The 13592-nt window shown below is 63.6% G+C and carries 16 protein-coding genes; all 16 read right to left on the bottom strand.

Annotated features, from left to right (window positions below):
• The 16 genes from gpJ to J4E08_RS10120 all read right to left on the bottom strand — a co-directional run bounded on the left by gpJ (position 1) and on the right by J4E08_RS10120 (position 13585).
• Entirely contained in the window at positions 1 to 3324 is a 3324-nt protein-coding gene (gene gpJ, locus J4E08_RS10195) for a TipJ family phage tail tip protein (RefSeq protein ID WP_349538374.1), read from the bottom strand.
• Positions 3321 to 3725, bottom strand: coding sequence for a C40 family peptidase (locus tag J4E08_RS10190; protein ID WP_349538373.1), 405 nt, complete (start codon positions 3723 to 3725; stop codon positions 3321 to 3323). The genes gpJ and J4E08_RS10190 overlap by 4 nt, the downstream gene beginning before the upstream one ends.
• Positions 3722 to 4258 carry a hypothetical protein gene (locus J4E08_RS10185; RefSeq protein WP_349538372.1) on the bottom strand — a complete coding sequence of 179 codons (537 nt, stop codon included), beginning with the start codon at positions 4256 to 4258 and terminating at the stop codon, positions 3722 to 3724. The genes J4E08_RS10190 and J4E08_RS10185 overlap by 4 nt, the downstream gene beginning before the upstream one ends.
• Entirely contained in the window at positions 4255 to 4680 is a 426-nt protein-coding gene (locus J4E08_RS10180) for a hypothetical protein (RefSeq protein WP_349538371.1), read from the bottom strand. Before J4E08_RS10180 ends, J4E08_RS10185 begins: the two co-directional genes overlap by 4 nt.
• Positions 4677 to 7334, bottom strand: a complete 2658-nt coding sequence (locus J4E08_RS10175; protein WP_349538370.1) for a phage tail length tape measure family protein — start codon at positions 7332 to 7334, stop codon at positions 4677 to 4679. The genes J4E08_RS10180 and J4E08_RS10175 overlap by 4 nt, the downstream gene beginning before the upstream one ends.
• A 1-nt stretch (position 7335) precedes the next feature.
• Positions 7336 to 7551: a DUF1799 domain-containing protein gene (locus J4E08_RS10170; RefSeq protein ID WP_349538491.1), complete on the bottom strand. Its 216-nt coding sequence runs from the start codon at positions 7549 to 7551 to the stop codon at positions 7336 to 7338.
• A 122-nt stretch (positions 7552 to 7673) separates the two neighbouring features.
• Entirely contained in the window at positions 7674 to 7979 is a 306-nt protein-coding gene (locus J4E08_RS10165) for a hypothetical protein (protein ID WP_349538369.1), read from the bottom strand.
• A gap of 10 nt (positions 7980 to 7989) precedes the next feature.
• A complete protein-coding gene (locus J4E08_RS10160; RefSeq protein WP_349538368.1) occupies positions 7990 to 8925 on the bottom strand; it encodes a phage tail tube protein in 936 nt (311 codons plus the stop codon).
• 3 nt (positions 8926 to 8928) lie between these two features.
• A complete protein-coding gene (locus J4E08_RS10155; protein ID WP_349538367.1) occupies positions 8929 to 9078 on the bottom strand; it encodes a hypothetical protein in 150 nt (49 codons plus the stop codon).
• Complete coding sequence (locus J4E08_RS10150) at positions 9075 to 9509, bottom strand: phage tail terminator protein (RefSeq protein ID WP_349538366.1); 435 nt, start codon at positions 9507 to 9509, stop codon at positions 9075 to 9077. Before J4E08_RS10150 ends, J4E08_RS10155 begins: the two co-directional genes overlap by 4 nt.
• Entirely contained in the window at positions 9509 to 9937 is a 429-nt protein-coding gene (locus J4E08_RS10145) for a gp436 family protein (protein ID WP_349538365.1), read from the bottom strand. The genes J4E08_RS10150 and J4E08_RS10145 overlap by 1 nt, the downstream gene beginning before the upstream one ends.
• Before the next feature lie 79 nt (positions 9938 to 10016).
• Positions 10017 to 10592, bottom strand: a complete 576-nt coding sequence (locus J4E08_RS10140; protein WP_349538364.1) for an HI1506-related protein — start codon at positions 10590 to 10592, stop codon at positions 10017 to 10019.
• Positions 10593 to 10603: 11 nt separating this feature from the next.
• On the bottom strand, positions 10604 to 11497 hold the full coding sequence (locus tag J4E08_RS10135; RefSeq protein WP_349538363.1) for a Mu-like prophage major head subunit gpT family protein: 894 nt from the start codon (positions 11495 to 11497) through the stop codon (positions 10604 to 10606).
• A gap of 12 nt (positions 11498 to 11509) precedes the next feature.
• Complete coding sequence (locus J4E08_RS10130) at positions 11510 to 11947, bottom strand: hypothetical protein (RefSeq protein WP_349538362.1); 438 nt, start codon at positions 11945 to 11947, stop codon at positions 11510 to 11512.
• Positions 11947 to 13011, bottom strand: coding sequence for a phage protease (locus J4E08_RS10125; protein WP_349538361.1), 1065 nt, complete (start codon positions 13009 to 13011; stop codon positions 11947 to 11949). Before J4E08_RS10125 ends, J4E08_RS10130 begins: the two co-directional genes overlap by 1 nt.
• A gap of 55 nt (positions 13012 to 13066) precedes the next feature.
• The gene (locus J4E08_RS10120; RefSeq protein ID WP_349538360.1) at positions 13067 to 13585 is read right to left on the bottom strand and encodes a phage virion morphogenesis protein; all 519 of its coding nucleotides are present in this window, start codon (positions 13583 to 13585) and stop codon (positions 13067 to 13069) included.
• Positions 13586 to 13592 lie beyond the last annotated feature (7 nt).

Raw genomic sequence — 13592 nt, 5'->3', positions numbered from 1 at the left:
TTAAACGATGGTTGAAACGGTCGGTCCGGTCGGGACATTTGCGACCTGTTCCGAGGTGATGGGTGCGATGTAGAAGTCCCAGGTGCCCGCCTCGGCGCTGGTGGCGGTCGGGGCAAAGAGCGCGATGGTCGTGACGAAGGCCGGGCAATCCGCCGACCAGATGATCTCGATGCTGGTGCTGTCGGCGTTGGCGGTGATCTCGAACAGGTGCAGGCCGTCGCCCGCGCTTGCGTCCAGCAGCGGGCCGTCGACCGGGGATGTGCCGCCCAGGCGGATCTGCAGCGTTCCGGCGGTCAGGCCGGAGATCCCGATCGCGCCGCGATACGTCTGCCCTTCGCTCAGAACCAGATCCTGCGCCATTGCCCCCGCTGCGCCGGTGGCATGTTGCGCAGCACCTTCGGAGATCGTGACTTCCGACAGATCCCATGCAGCGGCGTCCGACATGTCGCCTGCGGTGATCAGCTCGGAGGATGTGGCATCGCCCTCAAGAAGCGTGACCGTGCTGGAGGCGGGCACCGGGCGCGGATCGCCCAGGGCGTGGACCTCGACATCGAGCGGCGTGCCGGAGGGGGCGCGGAACAGCTGCACCTCCGCCGTGTCCGCACGGGTGGCGACCGTGATGCTGACATGGCCCAGTCCGCCGGTGGAGCTCAGGCTGCTGGCGTCGAGCGGCAACGGCAGCTCTGCTGCCGTGCCGTCCACGGTCACGTTGATCAGGTTGGTGTCCGGGCTGACATCGTCATGGACGCTGACCGCGCGGGCATAGATCGCCACGCGTGCGCCGGACGGATACGGCAGCTGCAGGGTGCCGGTGCCGCCCATGATGTCGGCCTGCGCGTAGCTGGCCGCCGGTTGCACGCCGGGATCTTCGGAGGTGACCTGCCCATGGAAAACCTCGATCCGCGCGATGGAGACCAGGTTCGACGGTGGCATCGTGACCGGCAGGGTGATCGCCAGACCGGCGGTGGCGGTGAAGTCATAGTCTTCGACGCCGACCTCGGGCGTGCCCAGCACCGGCGCGGTGGGCGCGGAATAGCTGATCACATCCGCGCCGGAGACACGCACCCACTCCGGCGGCACTTCGGCATCGGTCAGCGTGTCGATGATCGGCGCATCGTTTTGCAATGTCAGGCGGTAGGTGCCGCCCTGCGCAGGTTCCAGGCGGGTGATGCGGCACGGGTAAGACAGACGGGACAGACGGCCAAAGCGCACGGCCTGCCCTTCGGGCGGCAGCGGTTCGCCCTCGGCCAGCAGCACCGCAAACCCCTCGCCAGCGCGGGTTTGAACGGTGGCTTGAAGGGCATATCCAACGGTGTCGTCTTCGTCGTAGACCTGCCACCGCATGGCATAGGCCTCGCCCTCGACCATCTTCACCGGCGCGTCCAGTTCGACGAACCGGCCCTCGGCCCGGCGCACTTTGGCAGCGATCTGGGCCTCGTCGAGAATGTCGCAGCTGAAGCCCACCGCATCGCCGCGCGTGGCGTGGCGGATCTCGCCGGTCTGGGTGGCGATGAAGGTGTCGGGCCGATGGATCAGCTCGTACTGGCGGCGGCGCGCCTCGATCCAGACCTCTGCCGGATCTGTCTTGCCGAACATGGGCAGCGCTTCGAACATTTCCGGGTCCCCCGTGAGACCGGGAAACGGCACGATGCGCTCGGCAGCAGCATAGCCGCTGGTCTCGTCGCGGAAGGTGACGCGGAACGCATCCGGCAGCTCGGCATAGCGGCGCGACCACTTCAGCTGCCCCGCGTTCCTCGGGCTGATCTCGTCGATGATGGCGGGCTGCGGCCTGTCGATCACAACGCCCCAGCCCTCGCCGTCGCGATGCCAGCTGGCACGGCCCGCCCCGCAGATCTGTGTCATGACCTCGCCGAAGGTCTGCTCGCCTGCCAGCACGGCGTTGCAGGTCAGCCCTTTAGCCGCGCAGAAGTCGAACCAATCGGCCATCTGCGCGTCTCGGCGTGCAACCGCATTCTCTGGCACCGACAAACCTTGATGGCGCAGGGCGGCCATGGCGGCAGACGCGGCGTTGCGGGTGGGCTGATCCTCCCAGGCTGATCCGGTCCAGACCGGGGCATAGCGCGTCACAACCCCGTTCAAAGCATTCAGCACGCCGTTGTTGGCGTCGTTGGCTTTGATGCGGACACTCGTCGTGGCCATGGGAATGTCTGTGGACAGAGGCGACCGTTCGACAATCGCAGCAGCGCTCACCCACGTCACATCATGGCGTCGGTTCATACCTTCATCGTTGCGCACGGATCGGTACATCCGCACGATCCACTGGCCCGGTTCCGGGGTCCGCCATTCAAACTGACGGTAGAACGGGTGGATGGTGCCGCGCGCTTCCTCCAACACGCCCGCTTCCTGCCATGGCTCCGAGGATCCAAGGCGGCGCTGCTCAAAGGTGATGCGTGATCCCTGATTGCGGATTTTGCCCTTGCTGCTGATACGGTGCAGACCCACGGGCCAAAGCAGGATGACACGGATGCGGTCCGTGTCCGGCGGGCTGGTCCAGCTGCGATAGAAGTAGGAGAGGCCGCCATCCCCATCACCCACCGGATTGGTCAGCCGCAGGTTCACGTTGTCGTTGAAGACTTGCTCGATGGCCAGGCTGTGCGGCGCGTCGCTGGCGGTGCCTTCGCGGGTCTCCACGACGATATTGGCCACCTCGCTGACCGGCGTTTCCCCCAGCTTCAGGTCTTCGATCTGCAGCCTGCCGATGCCCCAGGTAAACAGGCCGGTGATGTGCTGCTCGCCGTCGATGATCTCGGGATAGGGCGGCATCAGGAACAGCGGCGACATGCGGATCTTGCCGATCGGAAACGGGAACGCCGCGTCGGGGCTGAGCTGGTTCTGCCAGCCTTCGAGCTGGAACAGCTCTTCGGGCGAGCCTCGGTTCTCCAGTTCCGGCACGACCGGCACCAGCGATTGCCCGAGGGCATAGGTCGCGCCAAGCACCAGGGCGGTCGCGCCGACATAGCCCAGCGGATAGACCGCCGCCAATGGAACGCCGAGGCCGTAAAGAATGGGCTGGATGAAGCCCACCAGGTTGATGAACAAACTGACCGGATCAGCCGGGGTCATGCGCAGCACCACGAAGGTGCCCGTGCGCGGTCGCACCCGGTGCCAGTTCGGGCGCGCCACTGGCCAGCTTTGATCGCGCAGCACCAGCGTGACGCGCAGCTGATCCAGAGCGCTGTCGGAGGCCTCTGGAAAGGCATTGGCCACGATCTCGGCCAGCGTTGGCAGCACCGCGCAGGACAGCTCAAATCTCTCGCGCGGTGACGTCGCCAGAGGGTCGTCATAGACGATCACGCCGCTCATCGCAGCATTCCCGCGTGTCGCCAGTATCCGGCCAGCCTGTGCGTCCAGGGCGCGGCGTCGAGCCGGAGGATCTTCACCTGATCCACATGCGCGTGCAGTGCCGTGTCGCGGCCCAGGCAGATGGCGACATGGGAGACGTGCCCGGCCATGGTGAAGCCCGCGAGATCGAATGGCTGCGGTGTGTCCACCCGCTGCCACGGCCCGTGCATCGCCCCGTTGTCCAGCAGCCGCGCCAGTTCCGCACGTTCGCTGTCGCATGTGTAGCTGCCGGTGTAGCTCGGCAGGGTGATGCCCAGCTGCTCGGCGTAGACCAGGCACGGCAGACCCCAGCAATCCAGACCCTCGCGGCTGCGGCCCAGCCTGGCAAAGGGGATCGCGATGTATGCGTCGCTCCAGCTCATCGTTTGATCGCCCCCGCGTTGGTCTTGGTCATGCGCTGCGCCGGGAATTGCTCCAGGTGAACCGGGAACACCGACATGGGCAGTTCAACGGTGGTGCCCGCGCTCAGGTCGGTCTCTGCCGATCGGATCGACAGGCCCAGACATTGCTCTTCGATGGTCGACGGCTGGCTCGCCAGCACCTTGGCAAAGTGACAGACGGCAGGCGACGTGATGCTGCGCAACAGGTCCAGAAGGTGCTGATCGACCACGCCGATGATCAGCCGCGCTTCCGGCACCGCTTCCTCGAACTCGGCAGGCGCTTCGATCTGGAGCGGCGCAAAGATGAACGGCTCCGTCCGGGGATCTGCACCGCGCCACTCAGACCGCGTGCCGTAGAGGCGCGGATCGCGGTTGACCTCTTCGGTCATGTCTGTCGACAGTCGGATCGGCGCAGCCAGTGCAGGATGCGTGATCTCGAAGAGATAGAGCGCGACATCGGCGCGCCGTTTGCCGTCGAAGTGTTGACGGCCGGGAAGAGAGACGCGGCGGCTCATGGCAGAATGGTGACCTCAAACTGATAAGTGAATGTCGTGCCGCGCCATTCGACCAGCTCCGGCGGTGTGTCGCCCCAGCTGGTCAGCATCATCGCAACGTCCAGCAACGTGTTGCCGTTCTCATCCAGCAGCGTGTCGCCATTCTCGTCGAGCATCGGCCAGTGGTGGGTGATCGGGTCGGGCATCCAGAACCAGTCGGTGCCGCCTCCGGTGGTCTCGCGGTAGAACCTCTCGAAGATTGCGACCTGCATGCGGTCCATGGTCAGGGTGAAGCCCATCTTCGCAGGCTCCAGCGTGCCTCTGCGTCCAAAGCTCGGCAGGCCCAGATCCGCGACGGCCTTGCGCCGCCCGTCGATGCGCTGCTGTCCAAAGCCTGAGCGATGTGGGGGCGGCAGGGTCTCGGGAAACGTCGGATAGCTCATCGCTTTGGCCCCATCGGCCCGAGGCCCTTGGATTTGAGCAGAGCCGCTGCGCCACCACCCGGCGTGCTGAGGCCTTGGCCCACCACGTCGGAGATCTCAAAGCGCGGATAGCGACGACCAGCGCTGTCGATGCGGTCTTCGCGGCGGGTGGCCGTGATCCCCCGGTTTGTGCCGTCCACCAGTTCGACATGCAGCGCCTGCGCTGGATAGTTGCCGCCGCCTGTCGCGCCACCGGAGGCAAAGCCGGGCATCGGCGCGCCGGAGTTGATCGCTTCCAGCAGCGCACGATGCTTGGCAGTGGCGTCCGAGTTGACAATGAACTCGCCGGGGCTGGTGGTGATCAGGCGGCCTTGGCTGGTCATGAACGGCACGCGATCATCGCGTGATCCGCCGGGGCCGTAGATCATGCCGGTATCGCCACCGTCAGCAAAGCCCAGCAACCCGAACAGACCGGGGATCAACCCGCCGCCCAGCATCCCGCCCAGAGGACCAGACCCGAGGATCGCGGCCTGCATCAGCGCCTGTTGCACCATGTTGCCCACCTGTGCCCAGGCTTGCGCGGCGGCATCGCCACGGGCGCGCATGGCGTCGATCCCCGCCATGAAGAGCTGACCGCTGAAGTCCTGCATCGCATCAATGCGCTGGTGCATGGCTTCTTCCGATTGCAGCGCGCTGATTTTCGACCGTACCGCGTCGGTTTGCGCCTGCGTCGCCTTGGTCAGAGCATCGGCATGGCGCAGCAGCTCCTTCTGAACCGGATCGGTCTCTCGAAGGATCGCAAGGCGCTGCTGATAGCCGCTGATCAGCTCGCCCACTTCGTCGCGTTCTTCCTTGGTGCGGCTTTTGCCGCCGCGTTTGCTGCCGGTGGACTTCGCCAGCTTGGCCTGTTCGCGGGCATAGTCGACCGTCTTCTGGCGCAGTTGCTCGACCGCCTCGGCGTTGGCAACATATTCTTCGCGTTGTTGCTGGAGTGATGTCTGAAGGATCGGATCGAGGCCGGAAAAATCCGCGGTTCCGACATTCGCGTCGAACTCATTGCGGGCAAGCGCGCCCGCCTTGCCGACCGGATCATCGCGATAGTCCCAATTCAGCTGGGCGCGATCTAGCTCAGTGATAGACTGAGCGCGCGCGTTGGCGAGGTTTACCGCCAGCTGTGCTGCCAGTCCGACGGCCTCGCGCAGCCCGCTGGACATGTCCAGACTGCCAAAGGCGCTGCCTTCTTCGTATGCCCTGCGGATCTCGTCCTTGAAGCTTTCCGCAATGTCCAGTGACGCGACCAGCTCTTCAAAGACGGCCCGCTGCGCCTCTTCCTGGGCGACCATGTACTGGACACTGTCTTCGCCATACTTGGCCGCGATGGCGCGCAGGTCATTCTCATGCTGAAGTTGGAGAAGTAAATCGGTTCCTTCACGGTGAACCTTCAACCGCTCCGCCCCATACTCCCGCACCTTTGCGAGAGAGGCCGTCCACCCCTCCTTCAACGCATCAAATACAGCGTTGCCCGCAGTTTGACCTTGGCGAAGTGCGCGTTCCGTATCCAGAACTGCATTCCGGAAGGCGATTTGCCTTTCTTCCACGCCTTTTAAGCCGACCGCAACACCTGCCACGGTGGATTTTAGCTGCTCCACTGCTTTGATCTGGTCGTCCAGTGTCTCAGCATTGTAGAGATCGCTCAAAGCACCCTTGATCGCTTCACGCCCTGCAAAGTCACCCTCGCGGCGCGCTTGCTGTGAGATTGCCAAGGCGGCTCCGGCAACGTCCTGGATCAGCGATTTCGCCGCCTTCGTAGCGTCGCGCTGAATTGCGTCCAGCTCTCGATCCCTGATCTCAGCCAGCATCTTTGAAAGCGCCGGGCTTAGGCCGCCAAATTCCTTTCGGATTGCATCTGCGCTAAGAGCCGCGTCATTTTTGAGACCCGTAACGCGACCTGAAAGCCGCTCCAGAACATCCTCCAGATCCTCGGCTTCAGCCGACGAACTCGTGAGCCAATTGGTCATTGCGGCGGCAGCTGCGATCGAGCCGATGGTAATCAGATTGATCGGGCTTACCATGGCGGTAAAGCCGGACAGGATCAGCTTGGCCGCGTCTTTTCCCTTGGCCCCCGATTGCTGGAACACTTGGCCAATCTGTGTGCCCTGTTGAATGGCCAGTTGAAGCGGGTTTTGCCCCGCCGCCATCATGACGCCGATGTCGTTAAATTGACTTGTCAGGTTGCCGACAGATCCCGCCGCAGCGTTATAGGTTTTGGGCAGCTTTTTGCCCTGCGCTTCCAAAGCCACCATCTTGGCGCGGACCGCATCGAGGTCCACGACCGTGCCCTTGTACTTCGTCTGAAGCCGGGCCAGCTCTGCCTTGTGCGCCTGCAATGCAGTTGTCAGCGCATCGGTGGCGGCGTCGGTTTTTTGGGCTTGCGCACCAGTTGTCTGGACAGATTTGCCCAAGCCGTCCATCGCACTGACGGCGGGCGGAGCGCGCTTACCGATCTCATCAGTCGCACGCCCCACGGTGGCGAGACCGGTGCTCGCGCTTTTCCCCTGTTTTCCGGTCTTCTCAGCCGCGTTGCCAAGATCGGTGACGCCAGTTTCCGTGCGCCGCAGTTCCGCCTGCGCCTGCTTGCCGTCTGCTGTGATCTTGCCTGAGACCCGGAACGCCATTCTATTCCCCGTTCAAGGCCGCTTTGGCCCCCTGTTCAATGATCCTGATCTGCTGCCACAGCTCCGGCGTGGTGGTGATGCCAGCGAGGCGCAGGCCGCTCTCGGCGGCGCCGTAGTCGAGGCTGATCACCTGCGTTCCGGTCATGGTCATAGCGACCCGCCATTGACCGTTGATCGCCAGAAAGGCGTCCATAGCCTCCAGATGCTCGGGCCAGATCCCGCCGTCGCTGTCGTGCTGCAGGGCGGTGACCGAGATGCCCCAGAACGCCGCCTCGATTTGATCAGCGTCCTCGGCTTCGGACCAGAGCGCACCGGTGATCGCAGCGCGCCCGGCCCATTTCAGTTTCCCATCGCGGCCTTGAACACGGCTTCATTGTAGGCGCGCTGAATGGCCAGAGCGTCAGATGGAAACGAGATGACCGCCTCCAAAATCTTCGGTGTGTACGGGATCGGCTGGCCATCCTCGTTCTCGATGTCGGTCAGCTCAATGACCGTGGCGCGGATCGCGGCCTTTCCGCCGTCTTCGTTTGCCAAACGGGTCAGGTCTTCGTCGGTCAGCATCCGGAACAACGCGCCAAAGGTCTGACCATCGACAGTGGTGACGGTGTTGGTGATGCGCCGCTCTTGAGCAATGCGATAGGCCATGGGTGTCCTCTCAGGTGAAGGTCAGAGTGAATTGATCGTTGCCAGACATCGGCATCGGTCGGAGGTTCAGCGGCCATTCCATGATCTTCTGCGCCTCGGTTGGCGCGCCTGGACGCATGATCTGAGCCTCTGGCACATTGATCGTGGTGATGTTCCCTGCGGTGGTGCCGTGCTGCAGAATTAGCGGCACGCGCGCCTGTGCGTCGGACAACGCCCATGGGTCGAAGGTGGCCAGCTCGATGCTCTCGATCTGGGTCTGGATGGTCTCCGCCCGATCGACGATCCGGATCTCTTCCTTGTTGGCCAGGAAACGCGGCTGGACCTCGTTGCCAAAGTCCAATGTGAAGTTGCGGAAGAACAGCGCCGTGCCGTCGATGGTGAAGACGGGTGTGTTCTTCTTCGAAACCGCCACGGGATCGCGCCAGCTCGAAAGGTCTGGCGTCGGAGGACTGATCTCCAAGGGCTTGCTATAAAGCCCGGTAAAGGAGAATTGCAGCATCGGTTCAGACGATGCGTTGGCCATCAGCTTGACAGCGCCACGCGCGCCGACGAAGGCAAAGAGGATGCCGTCCACCACCAGCCACAGAGTCAGGCTGTCCATGGCGCCACTGATCGGATTGTAGATCACGCTGGTGGCTGCATTGAGCGTTTCTGCCATGCCACATCCGCGCAGCAGCGCCCCAAATGCGGGGGCTGTGCCAGCGGTTCCGCTGGGCGCAAGGTCGACCTCAAAGGATAGGGTGCTGTGCTGATCGACCGGCAGGGTGCCGGAGTTGCCCAGCATCGGGGTCTCGTGCGCCAGATCCTTGTCAGCCCCTTCGGCGGGATTGAACGACACGTTCTTGGCCAAGACAGCGTTGGACGCGCCAGTGGGGGCGCTGTCGGTGCCATAGGTGGCCTCGACCTGTGCCAGGATAACCTTCTTGTTCCAGAACTTCGCGGCCATGGCTCAGGCCTCCTTTTCTTCGCGGGCCGGGGCCGCCTGGGCGGGAAGCGGCGCGTCCCTGGTGGGGCTGGCGACCTGCTTTAGATCGCCCTTGGAGGTGCGGGTGTAGCTGCCACCGGACTGGGGCAGCGCTGGGGTTTTCTTTGCCGTCATGGGGTTGTCCTCAGTCGGTCGGTGATTTGCAGATCTGTCATGAAGGCCATGACGCCAGCGGGGGCTTGGACCGGGCGCTCGCTCAGCAACTCGAACACGCCCGGAACCTCGTCTGGTGCCCAGCCACAAACTGCCTGTGTGATATCGTCCAGCCAGCCGTCCAGGCGCTCCAGAGCGCGGCGACCCTTGGGGTCGGTGGATTGCAGCATGCTGACGATCGACACGGCGCGGCGCACGCCCTGGACAAAATAACCGGTGCCTGCCGTGGCCTGCAGACCCTTGCTTCCAGCGGGCAGCACAAAGACATTCACGCCGCCACGCAGAGCTTGGCCGCTGCGGCTCAGACTGGTGAAGTCCACAGCGGTGCCGACCTCTCCGGCCAATTCCGGAATGCGCGCTTCAAGCCGTGTCTTGACCGCGTCGATCAGCATCAGATGAAGCCCTTCATGGTCTTGGCGGTGAAGTCTCGATCGCGGTCGGTGACGCGTGCGCCGTGGCCACCGCTGGTCTTCGGTGCCACGCCAGCGGCGTTGAGCTTGATGGAGCCGCGCGCGATGCCTTTCAGCGTGTCGATGGCATCGCGATAATCGGCCTCGATCTTCTCATTGGGTTGGTAGACGTGCAGCGTGTAGATCGCGATGGCGCGCGACAGCGCCGGGATGGGATCGGGCACCGTGGCAAAGGGCAGCGCGTAACGGCCCGCGACATAGCCGTCGATCATCGCGTCGGCATCAGCGATGGCCTGCGCCACTGCAACGGCGTCGATCACCCCTGTGGCCTCTTCGGCGCGATCGGTCAGATCGACCAGCAACGCGGTGCCGTATCGCGCATCGAGGTCTGAGAGGGTGCAATAGGACATCACGGTCTCGCGCAGGGGGTAAGGAAAAAGGCCCGGCGGCGCTATCCGCCGGGCAGTTGGGTGAGCCGACTAGGCATGGTCAGCTCGGCGGTGTTTCGTCCGGAACTTTGACCGTCAGCTTGGGGTCGGCCTGCAGCGCATCCAGTTCGCCGTCCGTCAGCTCGTCGACGGGGATCTCTGTCACGTCACGGGTGAAGTGACGGCCTGCGCGATAGCGGCCTTTCTTGGGGCCACGGACGCGGATTGTCAGAACGGTTTCGCCGATCGTCAGCTGTTCCTCGACGGTCACATCGCTTTCTTTTGCAAGGTCGGTGATGGAGGGCGTGGCCGGCGCGGCCTTCAACTGCGCTGCAGCGGTGGAGGTCACCGCAGCTTTTGCGGGCGGGAGAGGCGACGGCGCCCCGTCCGCATTGCTCTCGTCTGCACCAGACGCGCCATCCAGCGTCTGCGCTTCAGCAGCAGACGCTACCGCAGCTACTGCGTTTGGGGGAGGCGACGCAGCCGCTTCCTCCTTGCTCTCGCCCGCACCAGCTTTCGCAGCTTCGGCCTCGGTGACTTTTTCCATCACGGTTTCATCGCGCCAGTTGGTACGGTGCGGGATGCCCAGGGCATCAGCGCGGGCCTCCCATTTTTTGCGGTCGATCGGATCGCTCATGGCGCTGCTCCTTACGCCAGCCACGGAACGACCAGCAGCTCGGCCGTGCCGCGCCATTCGTTGGTCTCGCCGTTTGCGCCGTTCTCGTTGTTCAGCAGCTTGCGCGCTGCGCCCTCATGAGAAGGGCCAACCACCAGAAGGTTCGGCATCAGGCCCAGCGGGCGGCCATGATCGCCTTTCATACCCGTCAAGGCAGCGCGGGCGGTCTGATAGTGGGCCGCGTCGAGGGTCTGCTTCGATCCCCAGGCCATCTGCCAAAAGCCGAAGCCCACATCCATATAGCCATCGGTGCCGTAGACGTATTCGTCACGATCAAAGACGTTGTCGTCGGTGTCCTTGTCCTTGGACACGAACTTGAACTCCTTGCCGATCTGCAGGATCAGCGGCTTCAATGCCCGGCTGGTGTCCATCAGGAACCAGGGCGCGCCAGATCCGCCATCGGTGTTGGCCACAAGGGTGACGTTGCCATCCTTATCGAGCACCGGATGTTCGGTGTCGAAAAAGGGTTGGCCATCATAGCAATCTTCGGTCCAGCCAAGCTTGGCCAGGCCAAAGACTTCCATGTCCTTATGCGCCACGGTGGACCGGCCCATCTCGGTCATCATCGGCGCATAGATCCCGAGGTTGTCGGTTTCGATGTCGCGGCGTTTCACACCAACGGTCAGTTCGTAAGGCTTTTCAGTGATGGTGTAGTCGTGCTGTGCAAGGTTCTGGACGGCGCGCGGGCCGATCCATTCGCGCACGTTCGGCATCTGGCCCAGCCAGCCATATTTCTGGGTCTGCTGGGTTGCGTTGACGCGCGTCGCGATGCGTGCCCACTGGGTCGACGCTTCGCTCTGGCCGCCTTGGAAGGCCGTTGAGAAGCCAGCGCGCAGGCTGGCGAGATTTGCGGCGTTGATCAGCATCTCAGGATCTCCTTACGCGGCTGCAATGGTGGTGAGGGCTGCGTCGAAGCGGACCCAGACGCCGGAGGCATCCAACCCGTCGATCACGCCAGCGGGGGATCGAGTGCCGGTGCCGTCGGTCAGCGCGACGGTCTGATCGTCGACCGCGTAGCAAGGCTGTCCGATGGCGGCGGTGGTGATTTCATCCGCCCCGGCAGAATTGGCGTAGCGGAAGGTGCCGACCTCGTAGTCGAGGGTCAGGTCGCCAGCTGCACCGGTTGTGTTGTCGGCCCGTGCATTGGCACGCCCCACCCCCACCAGACCTGTGGCAGCCTGGCCTTCGACCAGATCGCCGTCAGCGTTCAGCATGGCGATGGCCCCGGCATAGATCAGGGTGGCAGCGGCAACGGTTCCGCGCCGGAGGGTGCCATCCATCCGGACTGTGTTGCGGTCTTGGGTCAGGGCGGCCATCAGGCGGTCTCCTTCGCTTTGGCTTCGGCTTGGAGTTGCGCCAGAAACTTGTCTTGGGGGATGCCGAGAGTGTCGGCGATGGTCTGCTGGTCAGCGCTCAGCGCGGTGACTTCCACGGCCTCTTGCGGTTGACGGGCAGACAGGCCAGTGCGGCCCAGCTTGGGCATCATGCCGACGACCTCAGCCGCACGGGCGGGGTCTTCCTTGTAGAGGTCGGCAAAGGTGATTTCCTTGCCCGCCGGGATGCCAGCACCCGCCTGAAGCTGGGATTGCACCCAGGCATCTGCATCGCGCTGCGCGGTGTCCTCTGTCAGCTTGTCGAGCCGCGCGGACAACTGTGCAACCTGCGTTTGGCTTGCTTGCAAAGCGGTGGCGGTTGCGACAAGTTCGGTCACGCTGGCGCTCGATGTCAGGCCGAAGGCGCTGCGCACGGAGGCCAGGGCCGCCTGCGCGACCTTGTCTTCTCCCTCCTTTGGGGCGTCAGCGTCGATCAGCTTTTTGATCGCTGCCGACACATCGTCTTCAGACGCGTCAGCGCCCAGGCCGAGGATCTCGGCCAGTTTCATCAGGAACTCCATCCCGAGTGTCTCCTTTTGTGCGGATTGTGCGGAAAGCGCCGTCAGTGCTCGCAGCGCCGGGTCATTCACCAAAGCAAGCGACTTGATCGCGATGATCTTGCCCGCCTTGTCGTGCAGCAGCACCGGAGACGCGCCCCAATAGCTGCGATTGCTCATCAGGGCAGCGCCTGACGGGTTCCAGTCAACGCGGCCCCAGATGCCGTCGTCGCGCTCTTGCATCTCGACGATGTAGCCCTGCGCCTCGGACGGCGCGCCCAGCTTGGCCGCGCTTTCGGTCGAATGATTGACGTCGATGTGAATGCGGGGGGAAAAGCCAAAGCTGTTGGCGATTACATGGCGGGCGTCCTCGTAGAAGTAGGGACCACGACCATCATATGCTTTTGAGCGACCGTTCGGCACCAACCGAAGCCAGTCCGGAACAGATCCGGCTGCGACCAGAGGCAGTGCAAGGGCGCTGAGCGCTGTGGTGGTCAGGTGTTTGTCCATGCCCGGCAGATTGCACGGACAGATGGGGTGATTTCACCGGGACCGGTGTCGGGTATCAGCGCCCGTCAGAAGCCTGTTGAAGGTAGTCTTCAATGGTCTCTTGAATAGCGGTCTTATCCGCCTCTCCGAAGCCCAGAAACGGGCGCGCGGGGATGTTGCCCCATGGAATAGAAGAGCCGTTCGATGCGGTCCCAAATGCACCCTTCTTTGCGCCAAATTGCATCACCGCCGCTTGGATCTGGTTCGATCCCCATTCGACAGAGCCGTTCTGTGCCTCATAGCTGATCGTGGTGGACAGCATCCGGGTCACACCGATCAACGGACGCGATGGAACGCTGGCATTGGCCTTTTTGCCTTCGCGGCGGCGGTAGGCCTCCAAAGTCGCCATCGACTTCGGTGCCCAGGCGTCGCCATCCGGATCGGTGCCCTCGGCGAAGTTCTGTTTGGTGCTGTTCACCATCAATTCGCCGATGTCCTGCATCAGCTCGGTGGTGTCTCCCAGTTTCGCAATGACGCGCGCCAGTGCAGGCGTCAGTTCGTCGAGGTCGAAGTCCAGCTCGATAAGATCGGTCATGTCCGCG

The organism is Sagittula sp. NFXS13, assembly GCF_040148795.1.
Classification (GTDB): Bacteria; Pseudomonadota; Alphaproteobacteria; order Rhodobacterales; family Rhodobacteraceae; genus Sagittula; species Sagittula marina.
Note: the sequence above shows the minus strand (reverse complement) of the source record. Positions and strands in the feature narration are given on the sequence as shown.